The sequence below is a fragment of the Streptomyces sp. B1866 genome (genome assembly GCF_031932565.1).
In the GTDB taxonomy this organism is placed as follows: domain Bacteria; phylum Actinomycetota; class Actinomycetes; order Streptomycetales; family Streptomycetaceae; genus Streptomyces.
The window spans coordinates 1-307 of sequence record NZ_JAVSCF010000669.1 but is presented as its reverse complement, the minus strand read 5'-3'; the positions used below and the strand labels follow the sequence as shown (position 1 = coordinate 307).

Below are 307 nucleotides of genomic sequence, written 5' to 3'. Positions count from 1 at the left end.
GATGGTGGGGGCCCAGTCCCGCTCTTCCGTCCCGCCGCCGGGGGTGGTGTGGGGGTAGGTGGCGTGTTCGAGGTGCTGGTAGAGCCAGGCGCGCAGCGCCTGGTCGTCCAGCTCGCGCCAGTGCGAGAGCTCCCAGCGCATCCAGGTGCCGCGCCAGTGCCGCAGGGTCAGCAGGCCCTCGTGCTGCCACTGGGGGAGCAGGTGCCGTGCCACGGCCATCGGGTGCGTCGGCGGGGGGACCGGCCCTGCGCCGCCCGCGATGGCCGGGGGTTCGGCCGGCCGTTGGGGGCCGCCGCCCGCGCGGGCC

1 pseudogene is annotated in these 307 nt (G+C 77.5%); it reads right to left on the bottom strand.

Annotated elements, in window-relative coordinates:
- Positions 1-213: pseudogene (locus tag RKE29_RS30715) on the bottom strand (NTP-binding protein); the annotation flags it as partial.
- Positions 214-307 lie beyond the last annotated feature (94 nt).